This window comes from [Clostridium] clostridioforme AGR2157 (assembly GCF_000424325.1).
GTDB lineage: Bacteria > Bacillota > Clostridia > Lachnospirales > Lachnospiraceae > Enterocloster > Enterocloster clostridioformis_A.
On record NZ_AUJR01000013.1, the window covers coordinates 39,886 to 66,367 of the forward strand.

Below are 26,482 nucleotides of genomic sequence, written 5' to 3' on the forward strand. Positions count from 1 at the left end.
AGTAAACTTGTGGCAGACCGGTTTCACCTGATGAAATATATCAACCGAATTGCACGGTATACATTAGATGAGTAACCATTACAAAGGGAAGGCAGGGAACTGGGAGTATATTCAAAGGGCGTTCCATGATAAGCATGTGTTAGGGTGCAGCGCAGAAGGGCATGTGAGCAGTGTTTTTTCAGAGAGGATGAGCTCACGACCGATGGGATGGAGTGAGACGGGCTCAGACAGGATGTGCAGGCTGAGATGTTTTATCCGGAACTATGGAAGGGAAAAAGTAATCGACTTGGTAAATTACCGTAGAGAACTGGAGATGGCGAGCGCTGTGTCAACAGGGACAGATGGGGTGATTGAAGAGTCGCAGCGGAAACGGTATACAGAGAAGCAAAGGGAGGTCCAACGGTATGCGGAGGCTCTGCATGGAACGCTATCAGGGACTTCCACAGTACGGAAGATCCTTGCCATTCGGGAACAGATTGGGAATATATAATCTTGCCAAAAAGAAAAGCCAGTTGTATGATTGAGAAAACAAGTCTAAAGTTATATCTTCTTAGGAGCAGTCTTTTTCATGTCAACTGACAATTCATTTACTTCATCCTTTCAGGAACGTATCGTTGACGTTTCCTTGATTAATAAGATATAATAAAAAAATACAGCAGACGGAGAGAAGAGAGTCTGTCCGAATGCAGATAGGACACAAAGAGGATACAAACTCTGACGGTGAGGAATATGGAAATATGAGGAAGAGGAAAAATCATTCGATTAAGTTACAACGCAAAATTCTTATTACTAATATGTTTTTGTTTGTTATCCCTTGTCTGCTCCTTTCTGTCAGTATCGTATCATTTATTAATACAGAGGGAAACAGAAGGCTGAATCAGTCAAAAATGGTGGTTTTAAATCAGATTAACAGTAATCTGGAAAATTATCTGTACAATGGTATTGCATATTCAGAGAGTTTTTACAGCGACTTTGAGATGAACAGGCTTATCTCAACCATCAGTTTTGGCAATGAATATGAAAAAATACAGACGAAACAGAAAGTCCGGGATTATTTACGCGAGAATAGGCGTCTTTATGCCAACGGAAGGTATAATCTGGAAATTATAGGGGAAAATGACTGCAATTATTCGACGGAAGAAGACGGGGGACAGGTGACGGTTGAATTTCCGAATCTTGAAAAGCTGAAGAAGGAAGCATGGTATGGCGTCCTGAAAGAGAAAAATAGTGTATGCTATATCCCTACATATGAAAGCAAAGAGTTTACAAAATTTGACGATTCCAGTGCATTCAGAATTGCAAGGTTAATGAGGAATTTCAATAGCGGAAGAATTATTGGGATGATGGACGTAAGCGTACCCTATGAAACGCTGGAAGAACTGCTTGGCGAAGGAGTGGAAAATGATAAACAGGATGTATTTATAATGAATACAGATGGCCGGATTATCGGAAGCACAAACAGAGAATTGGTTGGGAAAAAGATTATAAATGAAAGTTATCTGTCCAAGCTGAAGGGATACGACCATGGATACTTTCAGAGTACCAGTAATTCACTTCCCTCTCAGGTGTATTATGTCACAAATCCTTCTACAGGCTGGCGGGTCGTGATGTACGAGGAACGGCAGAATCTGGTATGGAGTCAGAATAAAGGATATGTCTGCATCATAGCTGCGACCGTAATTGAAACGTTGCTTGCGATATTCATGTCGGTGTATAATTCCAGATATATCAGCCGTCCGGTTAAAAAACTGAAACAGGATATGCGGATGGTCTATAAAGGGGATTTGAGTGTGCGTACGGAACTTTCGGACATAGACGAATTCAAGGAACTGAGTTTTCAGTTTAACGAAATGATTGATAAGATTGAAGAGCTTATAGCGCAGTTAAAAGCAAAAGATGAAGAGAAGCGGGTGCTTGAATTACAGGCGTTACAGGCTCAGATTAATCCTCATTTTCTGTATAATACTCTGGCATCTATCCGGTTTCTGTTGGAAATGGGGATGGAAGAAAAAGCCGGAGAATCCCTGTTGGCACTTGGAAAACTTCTGCGGAGGACTTTTTCAGACTATCGTGAGCTGATAACAGTCCGTGAGGAAATGCAGAATCTGGAGAACTATTTGATTCTTATGAGTAACCGTTATCAGGATACTTTTGAATGGGAAATTCAGGTATCCGATGATGCAAGGGAATGCAGGATTCCAAGGATTTCCGTTCAGCCGCTGGTGGAAAATTCTATTTCTCACGGATTCAGCGGCAAGGAGGATATGGGACATATTACAGTCAATGCTTATGCAGAAAACGGGGAACTGTTTATTACGGTGACAGATAATGGGGTTGGTGGTAATGCGGAAGAAATCCGTAAGCTGCTTATGGATTCCCTGGAAATCACACGGAAAGACCAAGTCAGCGGGATTGGCGTGAAAAATGTGCAGGAACGTCTGCAGCTCATTTTTGGCAAAGAATATGGAATGGCAGTTGAGAATGTACAGGATGGAGGAATATGTGTAACGATGCGTATACCGGTGCTTGACAAGGGAGAAGCCGGAGAGGAAATAGTAGCAGGAGAGCGGTATGGTAAAGATATTAATTATTGATGATGAAAGTATAACCAGACAATGGATTAAGAAAAAAGTAGAAGATATCAGTGCTGATTATTCTGTAGTAGGAGTATTTTCTAATGGGCGTCAGGCATTTGAATACTGCAAAAAGGAAAGTGTGGATGTTATCTTCACGGATATCCGTATGTCCACGATGGATGGTATGGAGTTCCTTAAAAATATTCTGCGATTGGATATGCATCCATATAAAGTCATTTTGAGCGCATATGATGAATTCCAATATGCCAGAGAGGCAATTAAGCTTGGGGTTCACGAGTTCCTACTAAAACCGGAGATTACCCAGAGCGAATTGAAGAGAATCCTGAAAGATGCCCAAAGTTACCTTGCCACAGAAGGCAGTGACAGCGCCCAGGGCGTCTTCCAATCAGAAAAGCAGCAGGAAATACTCAGAAGCCTTATGGATAAAAACGCTGTCATGACAGAAGAGGAAATCTCAGGCCTGCTGCTGAGTAATAAGATTATGCTTGAAGCGAAGAATCTGACTGCAATGAGTATTTATTTTGAAACCGGAAAGAATATTGAAAAATCGAAAGACTTATTTGAAATTTTTTTTGAGGAAAAACATATATGCTGGTATTTTTACCAGAGCGATTCTCAGGAATTTATGATTCTTTATAATCACCGGAATGAATGGACCCGGCGTAATCTGGCGGAGGAGTTATTTCATATCCTACAGGTCCATTTGGGCATGAAATTGTACATCGGAATAAGTGTCAGGAAGGATGGGTTGTCCAAGCTTAACTCGCTGTGCCGTCAGGCATCGCTTGCAAAAGATAACAGGCGCTTTTTTGACATACCGGGGTGTCAGTTGTATGATGAAATGCGGGTGAATAAGGAGGATAATGAAGAGGAACTGTATTTTAGCGATGCAATTAAAGAGTTATCAGAGCTTCTGGATAAAGAAAAATGCAGTGAGGCAGAAGAAAAGTCAGGTGAATTACTGGAACAGATTGGACACGCCGATTTTCTGCCCCCGACTTATGTGAAGGCACTGTGCAATGAACTGCTCACAGTATTTATGCACAGACTCTGGCGTCAGGAGTTGGAGGAAGAAGAAAAGAAAGCAATTGGGAGCATTGAATTGCTTCTGGGAGAAAATATACATACATTTTATGAATTAAACCAGAGGATGCAGAAGGCAAGAAAATACCTGTGCGATGTTTTTCAGAAAAAGTGTGTAGGGAATCGGTACTCTTCCCAGATACGGGATGTGGTAAATTATATTGAGCATCATTATCAGGAAAGGATTGTTATGGAGGATATTGCGAATTCGGTTCACTTAAGCAGGACATATCTTTCTGTGCTGTTTAAAAAAGAGACGGGCGAAAGGTTCAGCGATTATCTTCAGAGAATCCGGCTGGAGAATTCCTGCCGCTTATTGAGAACAACGAAACTTCAGATTAATGAAATAGCGGAACGGACTGGCTTTTTTGATGCTGCTCATTTTAGCAGGGTATTCAAAGAACGCTATGAGATGTCACCCTTGGAATATAGAAAGCTTGAATGATTTCGGGAAAGTGGATTGGAGATATTCCAAAGTATTATCAGAAAGAGGGCTGGAAGTTAAAAATTGTGCAAAATAAGCATGAAAATATACAAATTATTAAAAAGACCAGTATAGATAAAATAAAAATAATGGAAAATGAAAATGGTGTGCAAAGATATATGAATCTGAAACATGGTATCAGCACTCCATTTTTTTTATTATATTTTTATCATTACGGTGAAGGAGGTTTTTTTATGAAGAAAAAAATGGCAATGTTATGCGCGGCGGTCATTGGTGTATCTGCGGTACTTGGAACTACTGGCTGCGGTAATAACGGAAATGAAGAACTCGTATCATCTGCGGAGGATTCCTCTGCGCAGGACACAGATGGCAAAGTGACTAAACTTGTGTTTTTAAGGGCAGGGACAGAGAAGGCAAAAAAGAATTACTGGCAGGAAATGATTGAAGGCTTTGAGGCAGAGAACCCGGATATTGATATCGAATATCAGGAATGTCCTTATGGCGATGATTTTGAGACAAAACTGAATACTGGATTTGCCTCCGGTACTGCACCGGATATTATTAATTTTACAATGGCGTCTATGGGAACGAGAGTCCCGTTGGGCCAGTATGAATCGCTGGATAAGTATGTAGATTTATGGGAAGGCAAAGATGATTTTATGGAAAACGCCTTGAAACTGGGGACAATCAATGATTCACTCTATGGTCTTCCGGTATTTGCGGATCCCCGTGTGCTGATATATAACAAGGAAATGTTTGAAGAGGCGGGGCTGAATTCAGAGAATCCGCCATCTAACTGGGATGAACTTCTTGCAGCACATGAAAAACTGGTCAAGAAGGACGGAGACAGCGTCGTGCAGACCGGCATGGGTATTCCTACGTCCGGTTCAAATATGCATCAGTGGTTCTCTATTTTTGCAGAAGAAAATGGAGTGAAGAATCTGGTAGATGAAGATGACAACTCCATTTTGATTAACACCCCGGAGGCGGTAGAGGCAGCAGAATATATGCTTAAGCTCAAAGAGTTGGGCGTTGTTCAGTGGGACAGTACAAACAGCGACCAGAATCCGTTTAGTACCGGACTTGCAGCGATGACATTCGGGAGCGATCAGGATTTCCAGACATGGAACAGCGGAGCTTTGAAAGATAAGATTGCTATGGCATCTCCATTAAAAAATAAAAAGCAGGCAACGTTCTGTGGCATGAGCTTTCTGTTTATGAGCGGTGAAACAGAACATAAAGAAGAAGTTTGGCGTTTTATGGAATATATATCCAGCCCCGAGAATATGTGGAAGCGGTATGAAGAACTTGGAAGTGCGCCGTTGAGGGAATCTCTGAAAGATAAATTCATTGCCGAAAACCCGGAAATTAATCAGGTTATTTATGAGTCCATCAGTTGTGGGAACGGTTCACCGAAAGTCCCATATGCGAATTCCGTATACAATATCGTGAATGAATCCATGGAAAAGATTATGTATGGAGTGGATGAGCCTGGGAAATCCATGAATGACGGAGCGAAAAAAATCCAGAAAGAGGTAGATAATCTATAAGGCCGAGTATAGGCAATAAAAACATAATATGATACCAGGATTGCGAGAGCATGAAATGCGAAGCAATCCGTGTATCATAGGGGTCAAAATACCTTTTGACCCCAACATCATAATATTAACATGAAGGAGGAGGGTAATTGTGAATAAACCGGAAAAAATGAAAAGTAAAACAAAGTATGATAAATGCGCTTATGCTATGATTTTTCCAGCTTATTTTGTATTTGCCGTTTTTATACTTGTTCCTATTGGATTTGTTATTTATTACAGCCTGACGAATTTTAACTTGTATTCCGTTCCGGAGTTTGTAGGATTTAAAAATTATCTTAACTTATTTCAGGATGGGGATTTCCTGATTTCAGTCAGGAATACACTGTTTTATACTGTATTTACATTGTTTCCACAGCTTGCGATTGGCCTGTTTTTTGCTATAATGCTTTATAGAAGGTCAAGAATGATTCCTTTTTTCCGTACAGCGTTTTATCTGCCGAATGTTATGTCTATGGTGTGTATGTCAATGGTTTGGCTGTGGATTTATGACCCGACATATGGTCTGCTTAACATGGTTCTAAAAGCATTTGGTTCTTCTGTGCAGCAATGGCTGCAGGATCCGAAACTGGCAATGCCCTGTGTAATCCTGATGGGTATTTGGAAAAACTGTGGTTATTCCATGGTTATTTTCCTTTCGGGCTTGACGTCTATACCGGATTCGCTTTATGAAGCGGCGTCGTTGGATGGAGCGGGTTTTATAAAAAAATTCTTACATATTACATGGCCAATGCTTAAGCCTACTACATTTTTCCTGTTGGTAACAGGAATTGTGAACAGTTTTTCTGTATTTGAGCAGATTAATATTATGACCAGCGGAGGTCCGCTAAACAGGACGACTACCATTGTTCATCAGATTTACAGAAGAGGTTTTCTGGAGTTCAAGATGGGGTATGCAGGCGCAATGTCTGTAGTCCTGTTGTTGTTTTCAATTCTGATTACTATATTGGTATTCAAGTTTGGAAGCGGTGGACAGGATGTTGACGTATCATAAGGAGGTTTTAAGATGAAACACAGAAAAATATATCACGGAATTTGGGCTGTTGCCATGACAGCCGTCTCACTGGTCATGCTTACGCCGGTTATTATGATGTTTGTTACCTCGTTCAAATCCATGGAAGAAATTAAATCCTCGGTATTCCACCTTATACCGGAACATTTTTCTCTGGTGAACTATATCGATGCACTGGGAAGTGGAAATTGGCTCTTATATTTTCGGAATTCGTTGATTATTACGATATCTGCAGTAGTTTTTTCCTTATTATTTAATTCCATTGCAGGTTATGCGTTTGCAAGACTGAAATTCAAAGGGTCGAAGGTGCTGTTTAGCCTTCTGATGATTGGGCTTATGATGCCGGCACAGGTAACTATACTTCCTACATTCCTGATTATGGCTAAATTTCCTTTTGCAGGAGGAAATAATATTTTGGGACAGGGAGGCACGGGACTTATCAATACATTTGCAGGCTTGATTATTCCACTTGTTTCGGGTTCTTATGGTATTTTCTTATGTAAGCAGTTTTATGAGAATTTCCCCAAATCGTTGGACGAGGCAGCAGAGATTGATGGAGCCGGAAAATGGAAAACCTTTTTCCTGATATACCTGCCGAACTCTAAGGCAATACTTGCTACACTTGCATTAATGAAAGGTGTGGCGGTGTGGAATGATTATCTGTGGCCACTTGTCATGACGAACTCAGAAAGTCACAAAACGGTTCAGCTTGCCCTGACCATGTTCAAAACGGAGACTACAATCCAATGGAATCAGATGATGGCTATAGCGGTACTGATTGTTTTGCCTATGATACTTTTATTCTTATTTGCACAGAAGTATTTTGTACAGGGAATTGTTACATCAGGACTGAAGTAGACGAGGAGGTATTATGAACAAACCAAATATTATCTTTTATTTTCCGGACCAGCAGAGAGCGGATACATTAGGGTGCTATGGACAACGGCTTGACATCAGCCCAAATCTTGACAGGCTTGCCGGTGAAGGGGTTCTGTTTGAAGAAGCCTATACTGCGCAGCCGGTCTGCGGACCTTGCAGGGCTATCTTCCAAAGTGGGAAATGGCCGACAGATATTAATTGTTATCGGAATGCGCTGCCGCTGCCGTCAAATGTCAAAACTCTTGCCGATTATTTTTATGAAGCGGGATATGAAACGGCATATATTGGAAAGTGGCATCTTGCCAGTGAGAGAACTTCATATGATGCCCCTCCGATTGCGGATTATGAAAGCTGCGCCATCCCGCTTGAGAGGCGTGGGGGATATCGCGGATTCTGGCGTGCAGCAGATGTGCTGGAAGCTACATCTCATGGATATGGGGGATATGTATTCGATGAAAATATGAAGAAACATGCCTTTGACGGGTATCGTGTTGACTGCATTACTGATTATGCACTTGAGTACCTGGACCAGTATACAGGTGAGAAACCGTTTTTTATGACAATTTCCCATATTGAACCGCATCATCAGAATGACCATGGGCGTTACGAAGGGCCGGCTGGCTCAAAAGAACGGTATTGTGATTTTGAATTGCCGGGAGACCTTGCAGCCCTTGAGGGTGATGCGCGGGAAATGTATCCGGATTATCTGGGGTGCTGCAAAAGTCTGGACGATAACCTCGGACGCCTGATTGAAAAAATTAAGGAAAAGGGGCTTTATGACAATACAATCTGGGTTTATGCCTCGGACCACGGCTCTCATTTTAAGACCAGAAATAAAGATGAGCACATGACAGGCTGTGATGATTATAAGAGGTCCTGTCATTCCGCCTGTCTGAAAGTACCGCTGGTTATCTCTGGTCCCGGCTTTCATGGTGGAAAAAGGGTTCCTGAGTTGGTGAGCACCTGCAGCCTGCCAAAGACTTTTCTCGCTATGGCGAGAGTAGATGTAGGGGACAGGATGATTGGAGAGGATTTGAAGACGGTTGCAGACGGGCTGACTTCAGGAAGAACAAACAGAATATTTGCGCAGATTAGTGAGAGCCGTATGGGGCGGTGTATACGGACTGAGAAATATTTATACAGTGTCTGCGCTCCGGATTCCGACGGATGGGCCGATGGGAGCAGCAGCATCTATGTAGAAGACTTTCTCTATGATTTGAAAAAAGATCCATATGAATTGAATAACCTGGTAAAAAGCCCTGCATATTCGACGGTACGTGAGGAGCTGGCTTCACAGCTTGTTGAAGAGATGGTGAAAGCGGGCGAGGAGGCCCCGGTTATCCTGCCGTGGGAATAGGTGGCTGAAATCAGTGTGACATATATGTGCAAAACGGTGAGGCTTATATGTTGTAAAACGGTGTGATATATAAGTTGTAGTTGGAGTAAAGAAATAGTCAGTTGATAAAAAATAAATGAAAAGAGTATTGGCTGGATATTATAACATTGATTAAAGCGCTTGTCAGTGGATTAGTGGATGCCAAGGAGGATTTTTAGAAACATTTAGATACCTTCTCAATGTTTGATGAGTCTGTCCGGATACTGACAAAAAGCAATGCAGACAGTCTGATCCGTGAAAGCGGGATACGGAACACCCTTCGCTCCTGCGAACAGGTCTTGTCCGGCTTTACCAGAAAGTTTACGGAATTCATCCGTGAAAAACGTTCCGGTGAACGCCCCGAAATCCTGAAGATCAAAGAATACCTGCAGCTTCATTACAGTGAAAATATTGACCTGAACCTGATTGCAGAACTGGTAAATATTACGCCGTCCCACTTAAGCAACCTGTTTAAAAAGGAAACGGGAGTGAATTTTTCCACTTATCTCACGGATGTCCGGATGCAGGCAGCCAGGAAGCTTTTACAGTCACCGGAATTTCTGATCTATGAGGTTGCAGAAAAAACCGGATATTCCAATGCAGGATATTTTGGAAAAGCTTTTAAAAAATATTTTCTTTGATGCCTGTCTGCCTCTTATGGAGGAGATTGCGAAAAACAGAGTACTGAACAATAAGCCGGATTACTTTTACATTAAGCGAATCCCCAAGCCTTGCACGACCTAGGGATTCTTTTAGAAACGATTCTTTTCGGAACGTTTCCTAATTACTGCTCATAACCGGCTTAAACACCCTGCTCCTGGCCGGGTCCTCCTCATCTGCGGACTCCTTAGCCATAAGGACGGCCTCGCGGCAGAACTGTTCCTGGGAGTTGACCAGGACCTTGCCCCGCTTATCCTCCTTCTCGTAGCTGCCGTCCGGCTGCAGGATATGGGCCTTCACATTGTCCTCCAGCTCCACTTCCAGAATATGGATGACTTTTTCCCTTAATACCTCATCCTCCACCGGGAACATGATTTCCACCCGGCGGTCTAAGTTCCTGGGCATCCAGTCCGCGCTGCCCATGTATACCTCCGGGCTTGCGTCATTGAAGAAATAAAAGATACGGCTGTGCTCCAGAAAGTTGCCTACAATGGAGCGCACGGATATGTTCTCGCTGAGTCCCGGCACACCTGCCTTCAGGCAGCAGATGCCGCGGATAATCATTTCCACCTTGACTCCCGCGCAGGACGCCTCATACAGAGCTGTGATGATTTCCTTGTCACACAGGGAATTCATCTTGGCCATAATGTGGGCCGGCCGGCCGGCCCTGGCATGTTCCGCCTCCCTGCGTATCATTCGCAGGAACCTTCCCCTGAGCCACAGGGGCGCCACGGACAGCTTATTCCAGGCCAGTGGCTCGGAATAACCGGACAGCATGTTGAACACGGCAGTGGCGTCCTCCCCTATTTGGGGATTGCAGGTAAGTATGCCGCAGTCCGTGTAGAGCTTGGCTGTGGAATCATTGTAATTGCCTGTGCCCAGATGTACGTAGCGGCGGATTCCGTCCTCCTCCATCCTTACCACCAGGGTAATCTTGCTGTGGGTCTTAAGGCCCACCAGGCCGTATATTACATGGCATCCTGCCTTCTCAAGCATCTTTGCCCAGTTGATATTGTTCTCCTCGTCAAAACGGGCTTTCAGCTCCACCAGCACCGACACCTGCTTTCCATTGTCCGCTGCCTCTGCAAGAGCCGCAATAATGGGAGAATTTCCGCTGACCCGGTACAGGGTCTGCTTGATGGCCAGGACCTCCGGGTCCCTTGCCGCGCTGCGCACAAAGTTCACCACCGGGTCAAAGCTCTGATATGGATGGTGGAGCAGGATATCGCCCTTTCTGATATTGGTGAATATATCATCCTCATTCATAAGGGCAGGCACGGGCTGGGGCACATACCGGGGCGCCTTGAACAGTTCAAAGCCTTCCAGTCCGTACATCTTCATAAGGAATGTCAAGTCCAGGGGACCGTTAATCTCAAAGATATCCTGGCTGTTAATGGACAATTCCTTTCGGAGGATTTTAAGGAGGCGCTTATCCACATTGTCCTCTATTTCCAGGCGGATGGCCTCGCCCCACTGACGTTTCTTAAGCTGCTTCTGGATTTCCTCCAGCAGGTCCACGGCCTCCTCCTCGTCTATGGTAAGGTCGGCGTTCCTCATGATGCGGAATGGATGGGATGCCACAATGTCATAATTGAGGAACAATGCAGGCATGTTCCGCTCTATGATTTCCTCCAGAAGGATGACCACCCTCTGCTCCTTGCCGTCCTCGTCTATCTCCCTGGGCAGCTCCACAATCCTGGAAATGACCGAAGGAACCTGCACCATGGCGAATTCCAGTTCCTCATCCTCACCACTCTTCTTTTTCAAAAGGGCGGCAATGTTCAGCGTCTTGTTCCGTATCAGCGGGAAGGGCCTGGAGGAATCAAAGGCCATGGGCGTCAGGACCGGATATACGTTCTTCTTAAAATACTCGTCCGCATATGCCGCTTCTTCCCCGGTCATATCCTCATGTTCTGTTATGATGCGCAGCCCGTTCTGTCTTAAGGTGGGCACCAGGGAACGGTTATAGGTGGAATACTGCATCTCCACCAGCTCATGGGTCCTCTCGCTGATTCGGTCCAGCTGTTCCTGGGGCGTCAGACCGGCGATGTCGGGCTTGGTGTACTTTGCATGTACCATGTCCTTTAAGGAAGCAACCCGGACCATATAAAACTCGTCCAGATTGGAAGCGGTTATGCTTAAGAACTTAAGGCGCTCAAAAAGAGGGTTGCTCTTGTCCCTGGATTCGCTGAGAACACGGTAGTTGAATTCCAGCCAGCTCAGCTCGCGGTTGACATAATTCCCAGGGGCCGCGGCAAAATCAATGGGGGCTGAATCCGGCCTGGCTAAAGCTCCTGCCTTGGCCCCAACGCCTGCCTTGGCTTCAGCGTCCGCCCTGCCACCGGCATTCTGCCTGGATGAGCCGCCCTTTACCGAAGCCGCTTTTGCCGTATGGGATTTCTCCGCTTTATTTTTCTCTACTTTTGCCTTCTCTGCCTTGGTTTTGGCTGCCTGAGGCTTTCCAGCTGATTCTGCCATATCTACACCCTCCTTTTCTGTCTGAGTACCGGCCTTATGCCGAATATCTCTTCAAAGAAGTCCGCCTTCTGCTCAAAGGATGCGGCTTCCAGCGCCATATTCCCGGGATAACCAGTGGTGATTACCAGTTCATTTTCCCGGATGGCCATGCGGCAGTCCACCAGCTTTCCCCTGTGGCTGCGGTCCATGGAATTAGCCAGACGCAGGATGGCTGTCAGCTTGGCAATGAGGATAGTGATGGCGTTGCGGCTCATTTTGCTGTCCTCCTCCTGGTGTACCTGGGTCTCCAGCTGCACCTTGTCATAGTCGAAATCACGGATGTTATATCGCACCACATTGGCGATGATTTCACGCTCCAGATGGCTCAGGCCGATGATTTCCGTGGACATGATGATGTTATAGGAGCATTCGTTGGAATTCTTTATGCTTATGAACTTTCCGCAGGCATGGAGCAGCACCGCTATCTGCAGCATCAGCCGCTCCCGCTGTCCCAGTCCGTGGAATTTCTTCATGTTGTCAAAAATACCCAGGGCGTACTGCTCCAGCACCTGGTTATGGCTGGTGTGGCACTTATATCGCTTTGCAATGTTCCTGGATGCTGCCAGAATGTCGTTCTCAAAATTGTGGCTGAACCGGACCAGCTTGTTCTCGTTGGCATATTCTGCCGCAATGCCGTCACAGAGACGGATGCCCGGCACCCAGAACATCTCTGCGCCGGTCAGCTCCAGAATCCGTTTGTATACCACCATGCTCGGCAGGAGCAGGGAGGCGTATTCGCTGTTGACCCCGAAGCGCTCCTCAATCTGGTCCGTTGTCATCTGGCACATGCGGTCGTAGAAATGATTCATGGCGACAGCGTCAATCTTGTCCCCGTAGGTCTTAAGATCCAGCCTGCTGATGATATAAAGTATGTTCTCCCCGATACCAATGAGGTTTGTGATTTCCCTGTCCTTCAGGTACATCTTCCGGAAGGTAAACAGCTCATTGTCCACAATCTCCTCTATGTGCTGCTTGTGTTCCTCCACCGTGGCCGGTATCCTGTCCAGCAGCCCTCTTACTCGAAGGGTGCCCAGGGGCAGGTTCTGGGTGGTCACCAGGGAATCCTTGTCAAAAAGGGACAGCTGGGCGCTTCCGAATCCCACATCCACGATGGCGGTTCCCTTCTGGATGATTTTGTTAAATTCCGTTGCCTTGGCAGCTATGGCCTTATAACTGATGAAACGCTGCTCCGAATTACTGATGATGCGCACAGTAAGCCCTGTCCTCACCCGAATCTGGTCCAGGATAATCTGACGGTTGTGCGCCTCCCTCATGGCGCTGGTCGCATATGCCCTGTAGTCCTTTACCTTATAGGACTTCATAATCTGGACAAATTCCTCCAGTACCTGGCACATCTCCTCCACCAGCTCATAGCTTATCTTTCCCGTGCTGTAGGTATCTTTTCCAAGAGCTATTACATGGCGGACATGGTCAATACGCCGGATTCCTGTCTTATAAGACATCTCATAGATGCCCAGCTCCAGCTCAAATGAACCCACATTAATCGCCGCAAATGTCCGAACTGCCACTTCTTTCAACTCCTTATCGGTTGCCTTATAGGTTAACTCATGGTTATTATAAACGGCCTCCTCCCATCATACATCGAAAGGCGGTAAATATTATGTAAAATTTGCGTAAACGCTACTGCCTTGCCTTCAGATGGGTTATGAACTGGGCCGCTGTCCTTCCCGACAGACCTCCGTGGCTCAGTTCCCACTTGTTGGCCTCGGCAAAAAGCTCCTGCTCCGGCATGTCCAGGCCATGGCGCTCCGCCAGCGCCTTTACAATGGTTTCAAACTGCCTCTTATCCGGCGAGCCGTAGTAAATAGTAACCCCGAACCTGGCGGCCAGGGACAGCTTTTCCTGCACCGTGTCGTTGTTGTGAAGCTCGTCGTCCAATTCCCTCTTGTCGCTGAACTTCTCACGGATAAGGTGGCGGCGGTTGGAGGTGGCATAGATGAGTACGTTGCCAGGGCGCTTGCCCAATCCTCCCTCTAAAATCGCCTTCAGATATTTATACTCAAGTTCGTAATCCTCAAAGGAAAGGTCGTCCATATAGATGATGAACTTATAATTCCTGTCCTTAATCTGCTCCAGCACATCGGACAGCGCCTTAAACTGATGCTTATATACCTCAATGATGCGCAGACCCCTTCCATAATATTCATTGAGCACTGCCTTGACACTGGAGGACTTGCCTGTACCTGCATCTCCGAAGAGAAGTACATTGTTGGCTTCCTTGCCCTCCACAAAGGCTTCGGTGTTCTCTATGAGTTTCTGCTTCTGAAGCTCATAGCCCACAATATCCTTAAAATATATGTGCTCCACATTGATGATGGGGTCTATGATAACAGGCTGCCCTTCCTCCTTCTCAATGATGCGGAAGGCCTTATTGAGCCCGAATTTGCCAACGCCGAATTCCCTGTAGAATTCCACCACATGGTCCTGGAACTCCCCTGCATCCGCGGATTCCTCTAACTGCACCGCCAGATTCACAATCCGGTCCCTGACACGGCGGTTGAATACCCGGCTGTCCTTTCTGGCCGGCCTGTAATCCTCCATAAGGGCCCACAGACCGGAGGGTTCAAGGTTTCGTATATCGTAATCAAACAGGGCCTTGAAGATTCGGCAGTCCTCCCTGGCCAGTTCATCCAGGGAACCGCCTGCTGCCCCTGTTATCTCACATGTGGTGGTGTACGCGTTCTCATTGTTCGCCAGACAGAAGGCCAGGAAACAATGCCAGAGGTTACCCTCAAATCCGTACTTAACAGCCAGCTCCGTAAGGCGTCCCCCGCAGGACGCGCCGTCAGGCTCCTGCCCTCCCTGCGCGTATCCCATCAGATGGGCGATATCCCGGAACAGCTCCTGGTGTTCCAGGTTCCTGTATATTACTAAATCTTTGATATCCATGGCCTTCCTGCCTCCCTAATAATTTCCCAGAATTCTCATGCTGACAGCTTCCTCGGAGATTCCCAGCAGCGCGTTGCGGATGGCCGGGTCGCCGAGCGACCCCTCCACATCCACAAAGAACCTGTATTCCCAGCTGCGTCCCTCTATGGGCCGGGATTCTATCATCAGCATGTTCACATCGTTGTAGATAAAGTTTCCCAGCATATTGTACAGGGAGCCGCTCTTATGTAAACCTTCAAAGCATATGCTGACCTTGCCTGCATCCTTCCGGTACATGGGAGTCCTGGCAACGATGATGAACCTGGTGGTATTGTTCTTATTGTTGTTGATGGAGGACTCCAGGACCTTCAGGCCGTAAAAAGCTCCTGCCGTGGGACTGGCCACAGCTGCCTGGGATATATCTCCCTCTTCCAGCACCTTTTTGGCTGCCCCGGCCGTGTTCTCCACACTTATCTGGCTCCACTGCCTGTGGGCGCCCAGATACCCGGAGCACTGCATCAGGCCCTGCGGATGGGAATAGACCCGTTTGATGTCCTGAAGGGAGGCCTCCGGCAGGCCCAGAAGCGCGTGGTCCACAGCCACCTTTGTCTCGGCCACAATGTATATGTCATGCTTCAGCAGATTATCGTAATTGTCAATCACAGCCCCTGCCAGGGAATTCTCAATGGGAAGCACTCCGTAGTCAGCCCTTCCCTCCTCCACCTCTATCATGGCGTCCTCAAATACCGGGACGTGGTACACATCGGCATTTTCCCCAAAATACTGGAGGGCGGCCCTGTGGCTGTAGGCCCCTTCCACACCCTGATAGACAATCCGCACGCCTTCCCGCTTCAGCTGGTCCACCATGGTAAAGCCGGTATCCCCGTCCCTGCCATGCTCTGCCAGAAGGCGGTACTGAAGCCTGCGGCTGATGGTCATAATCTGCGAGAAAAGCTCATGAACTCCCTTCTTGCTGAATTCACTGCGGGCCATGGCAGCCACTGCTTCCAGCTTCTGCTTTTCCCGCTGCCCATCGTACACAGCCTTTCCTGACCCAATCTTAAACTCGGCCACCTGGCCGCACAGCTCCATCCGTTTCTCAAACAGTTCCACCAGTCTGGCGTCTATCTCATCCAGCTGGTCCCTGATTTCCTGTAAATCCAGATTCTCCATGGTTATTTCTCCTGCTCCTGTCCTTCCTTCATGTCTTTCAGCATGCCTGATATGACGTCTCTTGTATATGCCCCGGGAAACTTACGGCTTTCAGCCGGAAGCTCCTTGATATAGATAGGTGTTCCGTAGCGTATGCACACATGGCTGGGCTTTATGAAAGGCAGGTGCTGTTCAAATATCTCGGCCGTCCCCGTGATGGCCACGGGTATGACAGGGCATCCGCTTTTCTGCGCAATCTTCAGGCTCCCCTCATGGAACGGCAGAAGCTCTGCCAGCTCCTGGTTCTCATTGCGGGTACCCTCCGGGAATATCCATATGGATACGCCGGATTTTACCTTCTCGATTCCCTCCAGTATGGTCTTAAGGCCTTCCTTTATGTCCACACGGTCCAGGAAAAGACAATTGACCCTCCGCATCCAGGCGCGCAGAAGGGGTATCTTTAACATCTCCTTCTTGGCCACAAACCCGGTCAGCCCCGGAACCGTCATATAGCCCACCAGTATATCGAAATAACTCCTGTGGTTCCCCACATAGAGGACGGCCCGGTCCGACGGTATGTTCTCCAGCCCCTGTACCTCGTATGTAACACCTGACAGCTTCAATATGAAGCGGAATATCTCCTGAATCCTGCTGAAACTCTTTTCCTGCACTCCCACAGGGTCCTTTTGGGCTCTGAACTTAAGTACGGCCAGTACCGGTATGGAAAAAATCAGGTACAGTACGATAGTCAGCGCCACCAATATGATACGTATCATTGCCTTCTCCTTCATACATCATTATTTATAAGTCAAGAAATATTTATTTTCCATTATATCAAAAAGGACGGCTTAAATACAATACCTTCCAACCAGGTTTGTCATTTAATCGCCGTCCTTAGGCTTAGTGATATATTCAAACAAAAGGCCTGTCATAAACCAGAGCGGAGCGAACTTCAGCCGTATGACCCCGCCCACATTATCAGGCCACAGGGAGTAATCCCATGGGCAGATTCCTATGCCGGTAAGCCACATGCCGGTTATATATTCGGCAATGAAAATCAGCACCATATAAATCAGTCCGTGGCGTATGCTCCGGCCGGCACGGCTGAGTCTGTCCTGTCCCGCGTCCTCCAGTCCGGGAAGTCCTGTGAGCCAGCTGTCGATGAACCGGCTTATGGGAAGCAGGAGGGCCCCCATGCCGTAGATGGGAAACATGATAAGGGAAGTCCGGCCTATGAGCCTCCAGTCCCCGGCCATAAAGGAATCCACGGAGGTGAACATGACCTCCAGACACCATCCTGCAATTCCGCATCTGCAGAAATTAAGGAGTAATCCATATATTTTATTTACGTGATTGATTTGTCCTGTTTGCGCTCTCATAGCCATTAGTATGGGCCCGGGCAGCAGCCTTCTATTCGCAGTCGGCTGCTTTTCCAAAACTTTCCGGGTACCTGTGCCGGGATTCAGGATTTGACAAAATCCTCCTGGCCGGCCTCCTACAGAAGCGGGGACAGAAGACGGCTGGACTGCTCCTTAATGCGCATCCACATGTTCCTGTCCTTATACTCCTCCTTTGTGATTTCCCTGCAGTGGGGCAGGTCATTCATAAACGCCTCTTCCAGCTGGCCGGTGACTTCCTCGTCATAGATGGTGGCATTGACCTCAAAATTCAGTTCAAAACTGCGTATGTCCATATTGGCCGTTCCATAGCAGCTCACCCTTCCGTCCACCATGATGCCCTTGGAGTGGAGGAACCCATTTTCATACACATAAATCCTGGCGCCATAGTCCAGAAGCTCCCCTGCATAGGAACATGTGGCCCAGTACACAAAGGGGTGGTCCGGTTTGCAGGGAATCATCAGCCGCACGTCCACCCCGGAAAGAGCCGCAATCTTAAGACTGGAGAAAATGGCGTCATCCGGTATGAAATAGGGGGTCTGTATATAGATATGGTGCTTTGCCTTGTGGAACAGCTCCAGGTAATTGTTCCGTATATGAGGCTCCCTGGTGTCCGGTCCGCTGGTGATAATCTGCATGCAGACCATCTCGCTTACATGGTCCGGGTCCGGCCAGACAGCATGAATCTGGCCGTTCAGCCTGCGTCTGGCATACTCTGCTTCCTCCCCAAAATACCGTATTTCCTTAAACAGATTCTCACCTGTGACATAGTTCCAGTCCAGGGCAAAACGAATCTGAAGGCTGATGGCTGCCTCTCCCTTGATTTCCAGGTGGGTATCACGCCAGTAGCCGAACCTGGGGTCCCGGGATATATATTCCCGGCCTATATTAAAGCCCCCCACAAAGCCCGTGGTACCGTCCACCACCACGATTTTCCGGTGGTTGCGGTAATTCACCCTCAGGTTAAGCCATCCCAAAAAGGGAGGGAAAAATACTCCCACCTTAATTCCCGCGCGGCGCATCTGGTCCCACCGCTTCTTTGGCATGAAGCGGCCGCCCATGCCGTCACACAGGATTCTCACCTCCACCCCTTCCCTTACCTTCTCCAGGAGAATGGGGACAATGGAGTCAAAAAGCTCATCGTTCTTGATGATATAGTACTGTATGTGGATGAACCGATGGGCCTGGCACAGGGCATTTCTCAGGGCCTCGAATTTGGCCTGGCCGTCCGTGTATATCTGCACCTGGTTGTCCACGGTGAGCACGGAACCCGATGTCTCCAGGTTATAGATAATCAGGCTCTTAAAATCCCTGGACATGGAGTCCATCATTTCCTCCGGGATGTCGTCGGAGCGTATGATATCCTCCTGGCTTTTCACCGGCAGGTTCAGCCTGTCGCTGACTTCCTTTACGCGGAACATCCTGCTCTTCTTCATATCCTGGCCAAAGAGCAGGTAAAAGACGATTCCAAACACAGGGATGAAATACAGGGCCAGAAGCCAGGTCCAGACACTTCTGGGGTCCCTGCGCTGAAAAAATATGATAATGATTGAAAATGCCAGATTGATATACAGCAGATGGTCCAGCAGCCATCCCCATACCGTCAATACCGTACTCCAGATTATTTCCATTTGACAGCCTCTCTCCTAGTTTGCCTACCCGTTTGCCGTACTAGCCTTCCGTTATATTCCCTTCATAGTCAATGTTCAGTTTCACGGTGCTGTGACGGTTCTCATATCCCAGACTGAGCAGGCGGCCGGTACCTAAGTCCACCTCCATGGAGATGATTCTGGCCTCCTTCTGTCCTCCGGATAAATAGTCCTTTAACGGCCCGTCGGAATTACTGAGGTCCAGGTTCATGAGCCTGCGTAACTGTGCTCCTTTCAGCTTCCCCTTCTCCCTCTCATCATTCAGATAACGCTGTACCGCATCCACGCAAATCAGGGCCTCTGTTTTTGCCGTTGCCTTATGGGCAGCATTAATATAATTCACCATATTAGGCACCGCGATGCACAGCAGTATGGACAGGATTGCAACCACTGCAATCAGCTCCACCAGGGTAAATGCGGAATTTCCCTTTTTCTTCATGTCCTTTTTCCTCATCTTACACTTCCTGTCATATGCCGCCGATAATGGCTCATTGTACCACATATGTGGCTTAATTTCCAGACTCAATCTTGCCCTCCCCGGTATCGCCGTAATAATAGGCCTTATAGATCTTACCGTTTATCTGGCCTTCCCAGTAGGCGCTGTTATCCTCTTTGTCATAATGGTACTCCTTTGACTCAGACATCTTCATTACGCCCGCATCTATCATGTCCTGCTGCGCCTTTCCCAGGGTATAGTTTGACCTGGCATTGGATATGGCTACCTGCTCCGCTGATTTATCCTGGATTCCCCGGTAGGAAGGCACTGCTAGGGCCACCAGTATTCCCAGTATGGCAATGACACAAATCAGTTCCATCAGCGTAAATCCTTTGGTTCTCTTCTTTCCCTTTTTCATATGTATGTTCATTATCATGACTCCTCTTTTCTTTTGTACGATTGCAGCTCCCTACTGGACAGAATACAGTATCTTCTCAGCCTCCTCCATGTCTGTCTCCCCGCGGGCAGCCATCCTCAGGACATGGTTCCTGATAGGCATGGAGCCTTTCTGTTCCTGATATTCCCGTATGGACAAAAGTGGTTCATTGTCAAGTATCATGGCCTTAATCTGTTCATCCACATCCATCATCTCATAGACCGCGGTCCTTCTGACATACCCTGTGCCGCCGCAGAGAGGACAGCCCGCAGACCTCCACAGCCTGTCTGGAACATCTGCCCTGCGCTCTGCAAATATCCGGCGTTCCCGCCCATCCGGCTCATACGGTTCACGGCAGTTGGGACAGAGCAGCTTCACCAGTCTCTGGGCCACGATGCCGGACAGGGAAGCCGCCGCCATATAAGGAGGAACTCCCATATTGCGAAGTCTGTGGATAGTAGAAGCGCAGTCATTGGTATGAAGGGTGGACAGCACCAGATGCCCTGTGATGGCTGCCCTTACTCCGATGGCCGCTGTCTCCTCATCCCTCATTTCACCTACCATGATCACGTCCGGGTCCTGCCTTAAGATGGAACGCAGGGCAGACGCAAATGTAAGACCGGCTTTGGGATTGACCTGGACCTGTGTAATTCCCTCCATGATTTTCTCTACCGGGTCCTCCACCGTGACTATGTTGATTTTCTTTTTCACCATACGGTTCAGGGCAGCGTACAGGGTAGTTGTCTTTCCGCTTCCGGTGGGACCTGTCACCAGGACCATGCCGTGAGGCGCCTTAAGGATATGTTCAAATACCGTTCTCTGTTCTTCCTCCATTCCCAGACGCCTGATATCCATCAGCGAATTATCCCTGTCATTTCTCAGCAGTCTGAGCACTGCCTTCTCGCCGTAGATGGAGGGCAGTGTGGAGATTCTCAGGTCCGTGGACACCTCGCCCCGCTCATAATGGTATTTTCCATCCTGGGGAAGACGTTTCTCAGCTATGTCCATGCCTGCCATCAGCTTAAGCCTGGTTATCATGGGACGGTGATATTCCATTTTAAGTGTAGTATGGACAATCAGGTCCCCATTGATTCTGATGCGGATGACCAGGTCTTTCCTTCCCGGCTCCACATGAATATCACTGGCATTTTTATGGAAGGCATCCTCGATGACCGCGTTGACCATGCGCACCACAGGAGCGCTTTCCACCCGCTCCATGAAGGACAGCTTTGAACCAGATCCTTCCGGTGCCGTACCCGGCGTCTCCATTGGGAAATATGCATTCTCTCCGTATACTTGCTCCGGCGCATATCCATAGGCTTTTCTGAGCGCCTTCCTCAGCTCCTTCTCCGGTGCTAGCACAGCCCTGACCTCCTTGCCGGACAGGGTGGCCACCTCATCCAGCACATCGGGAGACACCGGATAGGCTGCTGCCACCAAAAGACATTCCTCCTCAAATCTCATGGGAAGAATCCGGTTCCTCATGGCAAAGGACGGCTCAATCACGGCGGCTGCCTTGCGGTCAGCCCTGAGAGGGCCGGAAGGCGCCACCTCCATATGGTCCCTGACAGCTGCACAGGTCAGAAGGGCTGCCTCAGTAACATAACCGAATTCTGTCAGTATTTCCTCAATGGAGCGTTCCGGCCTTCCCTCCTTAAGACGCATGACGCGGTCCATCTGTCTCCGGGTCAGATATCCCCTGTCAATCAGCAGGTTTTCTATGGGTATTTTATCTGGCACTATTGTCTCCTCTCCCTTCCATATGGTATACTTTCGCCAGACAGCAGATTGTGATGGAAGCGAGGTAATACCATGGTTTTTATCTATTTTGTATTTTACGGACTGTCAGGCGCAGTGACAGGCAGCTTTCTGAATGTCTGTATCCTGCGCATACCTGAAAACCAAAATTTCGTGACCGGGCGTTCCCACTGTCCTGCCTGCGGACATGTGCTGGCTTTTTACGATATGGTTCCCGTTCTGTCCTGGCTATTCCTAAAGGGCCGGTGCCGGTATTGCAGGGCACCTGTTTCCATGCAGTATCCGGCTGTGGAGCTTCTCACTGCATCTTCCTTCATCCTATGCCTCCTGTCAAAAGGGCCAGGTATGGGTTCAGCCCTTATGTGCATGTTTTCCGGTATTCTCATTACAGCTGCATTTATAGACGCACGGCACATGTATATACCTGACGGCATCCATATCCTGATTCTGCTGCTGTCCTGTATCTCACTGGCAGCCGGATCCGGCCCCTCCCTTATTAACCGGCTGAGCGGTTCCCTCCTCACAGGCGGTTTCCTGGCTCTTGTAAATCTGCTTAGCCGGGGAGGCGTTGGCTGGGGTGACGTGAAGCTCTTTGCTGCCAGCGGTCTGCTGATGGGCGCCGCCCCTGCCATGACAGCCCTTCTGATGGGCTATGTCACAGCAGGACTTTGGTATGCAGTTCCCCTTGTGCGGGGAAGGATTGGCCGAAAGACACAGATACCCATGGCCCCGTTTTTTGCAGTGTCCCTGATGATATGCGGTCTTTGGTTCCGCCAGCTGTTCCTGTGGTATCTGGGCTTATTCCGGTAAGGGATGACGCCCTTCTATTTCTCATGGTCAGCCGCCCTCATAATAGCGGTATACGCCGTTTCCGTTCAGATAAACTTTCACTTCCGGGCCGTCCCCTCCGCCGGATCGGTACGGTCTGCGAATAACCATCACCGATCCGTCCCGGTCATCAAATACAATGTCCGCCATCATGGAAAAGCTATAACCGCTGCTTTCCACCCTGGTGTGGACCGTGGCCAGAGATTTAAGGGGATGCGCTGTCAAAGTTATGTCAATCGTTGTGGAGCTGTCTGCCGCGGTGTCATCTGTCGTGAAACCGTCTGCCGCGGGGTCATCCGCTGCGGAATCATCCATTACACCGGAATCCCCGTAAGCTCCCTTTCCACGGACCACATATTTCTTGTTTCCAAGTGCATGGTACAGATACCGTTCCCAGCGAATTTCTTCCTCTGTGGCCATATCTTCCTCCGAATCAGATTCTTCTGCCTTAAGCCCCCTTTCTTTCCCTTCCTCTGTCTCTGCATCTTCTTCGTCCATCATTGCGTCAAATTCTTCCCTTAACCTGTCGCAGTCCTCCTGAAAACTCTGCCAGATCAGGTTCATGGCCGGGGACTCCCCACTGCTTACTGCCTCGCAGAATGAACGGTGAATGGTCTTGGCGGAGAGCTGGGCCTCCATATAGCGCCTTCTGCTCAGGGCAGCTTTCATATTGTACCGGGAAATAGCCATATAACCGCCGGACAGCACAGCCAAAAGCGTCATGAGCAGGACCACATACATCAGGCTGCTTCCACGGGTATTCCCATTATTTTCTCTTTCTGTTCTTCCCCTGTTCATCATGTCCTGCCTTCCCAATCCATGGTATAACCATACATGGAACCGATGACCGCCTCCTGCTCATATATAACATCCCCGTCCTTCTTCACCTTTATGCTCACTTTGGCCCTGGTATTCTTAGTTCCGCTAAAATCCAGCTCTAATTCCATACCGCCCATTTTTGTCACATCCAGCTCCTCTGCGGAGATACTCGGCCAGTCCTCCACCGGCGGCAGTTCTTCATAATATGACTCGCCCTCCTCCAGGTCCGGAATCTCCTGTCTGTTCCTTACATAGTAAGATATCACGCCTGTATCCCGGGAATCGCAGAAAAATACATAGCCGTACCTCAGCTTTTCCTCCAGACCACGATAGGCCTCGCTGCACATTGCCTTTGCCTGGGAAATCCGGTCCCAATCGTAATACAGCTTCATCTGCGGATGGATGAAACCGGAAATAAATACAGCCAGGACAGCAGCAGTGAACAGTGCCGCCACTGTCTCAATCAATGTAAATCCGCTGTTTTTCTTCCCTGTCCTGCTTCCTTTCGCCATATACTCCCCGCCTTTATCTGTGCCTGTAAAATGTCATATGGTTGCCTGTATCCTCCCCCGATTCGGTGATTTCATATTGTTCAAATATTTCCCGGACCTGGTTATCACCATACCTCCCGGCATTCCGGCCTCTTTCCTCCAGGCTGAACTCCACCGCAATGGTCTCTCCGGTAGGGTCGCCCTCTCCTTCGCCGGCCCGGGCGCTGAGGCTATAATTAGACTGTTCCAGCCTCTGCTCCCTGGACAGCTGGCCGGCATTCGCAGCCGTCATCATCAGAAACCCTGTACAGACAACTGCCAGGAGGGCAGTTGACACCACAACCTCAATCAGAGAGAAACCTCCCCTGGATGACCTGCTATCCGATTTCTTCATAATAATATCTGACCTCCACGATTCCTTTCATTCCCTGATACGTTTCCTGTCCGTCCTCTCCGCTCTCATACACAGCTTCCACATCCATAAAGCTTACCAGAACACTTTTCTGTTCCTTGTATATTTCATCTGAAAATGTCATCACACCCTTTGCGTCCGGACATTCTATTTCCATGGTAATGACTGATTCCTTTACCGTCCCGCCGGCCGGCCCGTTTTCCGGGGCTTCCTTCCCGACGTCCTCCGGGTCATCCACCTCCGTGTCATAGGGAAATTCTGCCACAACAGCCTCGCCTATACTCATACGGCATATGCTAACCCCTGCCCTGGCTGCCATGGCCTGCAGGCTTCTGTCCATGAATGTGTCATCAATATCCCGGTAGAAGAAATCCTCTTTATTCCTTAAACTTTCCCACTCCTTTAACTTCTGCTCCAGCTCCTCATAGTGGCTCAGGTAAAATTCCATTCCCTCCATTTCCTGCTTCCCACTTTCCATCAGTTCCCTGGACTTCCGGTATCCGGCGCGGCACGGCCAGATAAATACTTCCAACGCCACAGCCCAGATGATGATGGTGAACAATACGCCTATGAGAAACCGCTCCCTGCTACTGAGCTTCATCCTGTCCTCCTGTTCCCAGAGTTCCGTAAACAGTCGCATATACCCGATCCGTCTCCCTGTCCTCTGCCCTCTTTTCCCACAGGCTGTGTCCTACCTGCCTGAAAACCCCTGAATGTTCCACCCGCTTAATATAGGCCGGTACATCCTCAGAGCGCTCCATGGACACCACCATCTGAAGGCAAGGCCCCTTACCGTCAAAGGAAATGGATTCAATCCTCATATCCGGATCCATGGCCTCAGTAAATGCCCTGAATCCATCCATGCCCAGCAGATTCTTCCCGGCTAACAGCGCCTTCGCTGCCCGGGTCTTCTCCCAGGCATCCGACATTTCACCTATTCTTTCTTCCATCTGCATGGATTCACGGACACGGGTCTTGCACTCCGGTCCTTCCATCGCATACTCTGTCCGGGCCAGTTCTTTCCCTGCCGCATGGTTCAGATAGGCAGCGTGAAGGGACAGGCCTGCGGCAGCCAATCCGTTGGCAAGCAGGAACAAGGCCCAGCCCCTGGTCATAAACGGCCCGTGGCCCAGGAGGGAGTTCTCCCCATCCCCATATCCCAGTTTCTCCAGTTCCAGCGCCTTTCTCTTTCCCTCCAGGGAACCGGCCACACAAACTGCCAGACATATGGCGTCCACTGGTTCCGGCATCCTGACACAGCAGGGGATCTTGAACCTTTCGGACATATATTCCGCTGCCGCCTCCGCATCAGGAATACAGGAGGTCATGATGACCATACAATCCGGGACAGGTATGTCTGCCGCTGCGGCGCAGTCCTGTATCAGTCCTTCCACCTGCTCCGCCATCTCTTCACAGAGCATGTCCAATGCTCCCTCCCGCAAAAAACAGCCGGCCTTCAGGCCTGTCATGCGGCATGCCAGGCAATGTCCGCCTGACAGCACATAAAAGCCCATGCTGCCCTGGCTCACATCCAACAGAAGAACCCGTTCTTCCCGCCAGAGTTCCCTGGCCATAAGCGCCATACAGTCAGGCAGGACCAGGACACGGCCGCATATCATTTTCCCGTCCTCCAGTGCTTTCTTATACGCATCCAGACTGCGCTGTTCCATATAGTAAGCGGTAACAGCAGCCATTGTCCTGCCGGTTTTCGCCCTCAGATCCAGGGCCACCGCATGGTTCCCAAAGCCTGCGTCCAGCAGGGACATTTCATTGACTGCCATCCTTTTCATGGCGTTCTTTCCTGCCTTTGGAATGGTGCAGCTCTTCATCTTCACATCCCGTCCAACTATCAGATTGACCCGCTTTCCCTCCATGCCGTGTTTTTCAGCCAGACGCGTCAGGGCCGATGCCACATCAGGCACCGGCTCCACGAATTCCCAATCCACTATTTCAAGGCGGCGGTGGCTGCCGCAACCCGGACACCGTTTAAACCTGCCGCGGACATACCATATCCTGTCCTCTTCCAAACATATGTAATATTTCATTTTTTAC

At 48.6% G+C, this 26,482-nt stretch carries 23 protein-coding genes and 1 pseudogene; 9 read left to right on the plus strand and 15 right to left on the minus strand.

The window, feature by feature from the left end:
- Positions 1–139 precede the first annotated feature (139 nt).
- The 8 genes and pseudogenes from G614_RS35000 to G614_RS0107795 all read left to right on the plus strand — a co-directional run.
- Positions 140–221 (plus strand): annotated as a pseudogene (locus G614_RS35000) (hypothetical protein); the annotation flags it as partial.
- 573 nt (positions 222–794) lie between these two features.
- Complete coding sequence (locus G614_RS0107765; RefSeq protein WP_330366782.1) at positions 795–2,594, plus strand: sensor histidine kinase; 1,800 nt, start codon at positions 795–797, stop codon at positions 2,592–2,594.
- On the plus strand, positions 2,572–4,125 hold the full coding sequence (locus G614_RS0107770) for a response regulator (RefSeq protein ID WP_027641514.1): 1,554 nt from the start codon (positions 2,572–2,574) through the stop codon (positions 4,123–4,125). Before G614_RS0107765 ends, G614_RS0107770 begins: the two co-directional genes overlap by 23 nt.
- On the plus strand, positions 4,122–5,675 hold the full coding sequence (locus G614_RS0107775) for an ABC transporter substrate-binding protein (RefSeq protein ID WP_242828030.1): 1,554 nt from the start codon (positions 4,122–4,124) through the stop codon (positions 5,673–5,675). The genes G614_RS0107770 and G614_RS0107775 overlap by 4 nt, the downstream gene beginning before the upstream one ends.
- 139 nt (positions 5,676–5,814) lie before the next feature.
- Entirely contained in the window at positions 5,815–6,714 is a 900-nt protein-coding gene (locus G614_RS0107780; protein ID WP_242828031.1) for a carbohydrate ABC transporter permease, read from the plus strand.
- Positions 6,715–6,726: 12 nt separating this feature from the next.
- Positions 6,727–7,590 (plus strand): carbohydrate ABC transporter permease, encoded by an 864-nt coding sequence (locus G614_RS0107785; protein ID WP_027641517.1) that lies wholly within the window; start codon positions 6,727–6,729, stop codon positions 7,588–7,590.
- Positions 7,591–7,603: 13 nt separating this feature from the next.
- On the plus strand, positions 7,604–8,968 hold the full coding sequence (locus G614_RS0107790; RefSeq protein ID WP_027641518.1) for a sulfatase-like hydrolase/transferase: 1,365 nt from the start codon (positions 7,604–7,606) through the stop codon (positions 8,966–8,968).
- Between the two features lie 218 nt (positions 8,969–9,186).
- Entirely contained in the window at positions 9,187–9,627 is a 441-nt protein-coding gene (locus tag G614_RS0107795) for a helix-turn-helix transcriptional regulator (protein WP_027641519.1), read from the plus strand.
- 139 nt (positions 9,628–9,766) lie between these two features.
- Here the strand turns inward: G614_RS0107795 and G614_RS0107800 are convergent, their stop codons facing one another.
- From G614_RS0107800 to G614_RS0107845, 10 genes are all read right to left on the minus strand, one after another.
- Positions 9,767–12,124: an RNA degradosome polyphosphate kinase gene (locus tag G614_RS0107800; RefSeq protein WP_027641520.1), complete on the minus strand. Its 2,358-nt coding sequence runs from the start codon at positions 12,122–12,124 to the stop codon at positions 9,767–9,769.
- A 2-nt stretch (positions 12,125–12,126) separates the two neighbouring features.
- Positions 12,127–13,692 (minus strand): exopolyphosphatase, encoded by a 1,566-nt coding sequence (locus tag G614_RS0107805; protein ID WP_027641521.1) that lies wholly within the window; start codon positions 13,690–13,692, stop codon positions 12,127–12,129.
- Positions 13,693–13,804: 112 nt separating this feature from the next.
- Complete coding sequence (locus G614_RS0107810; protein ID WP_027641522.1) at positions 13,805–15,073, minus strand: ATP-binding protein; 1,269 nt, start codon at positions 15,071–15,073, stop codon at positions 13,805–13,807.
- Between the two features lie 15 nt (positions 15,074–15,088).
- Positions 15,089–16,225, minus strand: a complete 1,137-nt coding sequence (locus G614_RS0107815) for a bifunctional chorismate mutase/prephenate dehydratase (RefSeq protein WP_027641523.1) — start codon at positions 16,223–16,225, stop codon at positions 15,089–15,091.
- Positions 16,226–16,227: 2 nt separating this feature from the next.
- A complete protein-coding gene (locus G614_RS0107820; RefSeq protein WP_027641524.1) occupies positions 16,228–16,980 on the minus strand; it encodes a lysophospholipid acyltransferase family protein in 753 nt (250 codons plus the stop codon).
- Between the two features lie 105 nt (positions 16,981–17,085).
- Positions 17,086–17,589, minus strand: a complete 504-nt coding sequence (locus G614_RS0107825; protein ID WP_027641525.1) for a putative ABC transporter permease — start codon at positions 17,587–17,589, stop codon at positions 17,086–17,088.
- A 110-nt stretch (positions 17,590–17,699) separates the two neighbouring features.
- Positions 17,700–19,232: a cardiolipin synthase gene (gene cls, locus G614_RS0107830; RefSeq protein WP_027641526.1), complete on the minus strand. Its 1,533-nt coding sequence runs from the start codon at positions 19,230–19,232 to the stop codon at positions 17,700–17,702.
- Positions 19,233–19,272: 40 nt separating this feature from the next.
- The gene (locus G614_RS0107835) at positions 19,273–19,689 is read right to left on the minus strand and encodes a type IV pilin protein (RefSeq protein ID WP_027641527.1); all 417 of its coding nucleotides are present in this window, start codon (positions 19,687–19,689) and stop codon (positions 19,273–19,275) included.
- A gap of 70 nt (positions 19,690–19,759) precedes the next feature.
- The gene (locus G614_RS0107840) at positions 19,760–20,116 is read right to left on the minus strand and encodes a pilus assembly FimT family protein (protein ID WP_027641528.1); all 357 of its coding nucleotides are present in this window, start codon (positions 20,114–20,116) and stop codon (positions 19,760–19,762) included.
- 39 nt (positions 20,117–20,155) lie between these two features.
- Positions 20,156–21,862 carry a GspE/PulE family protein gene (locus tag G614_RS0107845; RefSeq protein WP_027641529.1) on the minus strand — a complete coding sequence of 569 codons (1,707 nt, stop codon included), beginning with the start codon at positions 21,860–21,862 and terminating at the stop codon, positions 20,156–20,158.
- Positions 21,863–21,934: 72 nt separating this feature from the next.
- Between G614_RS0107845 and G614_RS0107850 the strand changes: the two genes are divergently transcribed.
- The gene (locus tag G614_RS0107850) at positions 21,935–22,690 is read left to right on the plus strand and encodes a prepilin peptidase (protein ID WP_027641530.1); all 756 of its coding nucleotides are present in this window, start codon (positions 21,935–21,937) and stop codon (positions 22,688–22,690) included.
- Between the two features lie 27 nt (positions 22,691–22,717).
- Here the strand turns inward: G614_RS0107850 and G614_RS0107855 are convergent, their stop codons facing one another.
- Genes G614_RS0107855 through G614_RS0107875 form a run of 5 tightly spaced genes read right to left on the minus strand, consistent with a single transcriptional unit; the run spans position 22,718 to position 26,475 of the window.
- Positions 22,718–23,509: a hypothetical protein gene (locus G614_RS0107855; protein ID WP_027641531.1), complete on the minus strand. Its 792-nt coding sequence runs from the start codon at positions 23,507–23,509 to the stop codon at positions 22,718–22,720.
- Positions 23,506–24,039, minus strand: a complete 534-nt coding sequence (locus G614_RS0107860) for a prepilin-type N-terminal cleavage/methylation domain-containing protein (RefSeq protein WP_027641532.1) — start codon at positions 24,037–24,039, stop codon at positions 23,506–23,508. Before G614_RS0107860 ends, G614_RS0107855 begins: the two co-directional genes overlap by 4 nt.
- 13 nt (positions 24,040–24,052) lie before the next feature.
- Positions 24,053–24,412 (minus strand): type IV pilus modification PilV family protein, encoded by a 360-nt coding sequence (locus tag G614_RS0107865; RefSeq protein WP_027641533.1) that lies wholly within the window; start codon positions 24,410–24,412, stop codon positions 24,053–24,055.
- Positions 24,396–25,031, minus strand: a complete 636-nt coding sequence (locus G614_RS0107870; RefSeq protein ID WP_027641534.1) for a hypothetical protein — start codon at positions 25,029–25,031, stop codon at positions 24,396–24,398. Before G614_RS0107870 ends, G614_RS0107865 begins: the two co-directional genes overlap by 17 nt.
- Complete coding sequence (locus G614_RS0107875; RefSeq protein ID WP_027641535.1) at positions 25,018–26,475, minus strand: hypothetical protein; 1,458 nt, start codon at positions 26,473–26,475, stop codon at positions 25,018–25,020. Before G614_RS0107875 ends, G614_RS0107870 begins: the two co-directional genes overlap by 14 nt.
- Positions 26,476–26,482 lie beyond the last annotated feature (7 nt).